We start from the raw sequence: 248 nt of genomic DNA on the forward strand, positions 1-248 counted from the left end.
GCCGCTTGCGGGTGAAGGCACGCACGACTTGGGTTTTGGCGGCAGACACTTGTGAAGCGAGCTCGTCCTCGGTGGCATCGGCAACCAGCTCCTCGAGCTGCAATTCCATCTGGTCGATCAGCCGCTGGGTGCGCTCCCGGCTTGGACCATGTTTGTCGCGTTCCAGCTTGGCGATCAGCAATTGCAGATGGGCGTTGAGCGCCTCGATGCTGGAAAGTTTTGCCTTGGCGCTGGTGGCTTCCGCCTCG

Annotated in this window: 1 protein-coding gene; it reads right to left on the minus strand. The window is 61.7% G+C overall.

The annotated features are described in order from the left end of the window. Window positions 1–248 (minus strand): transposase (locus EQW76_RS28890; RefSeq protein ID WP_202617250.1); only part of this gene is annotated, 248 nt, incomplete at both ends.

The sequence above is a fragment of the Rhizobium sp. rho-13.1 genome, assembly GCF_007000305.1.
Classification (GTDB): Bacteria; Pseudomonadota; Alphaproteobacteria; order Rhizobiales; family Rhizobiaceae; genus Rhizobium; species Rhizobium rhododendri.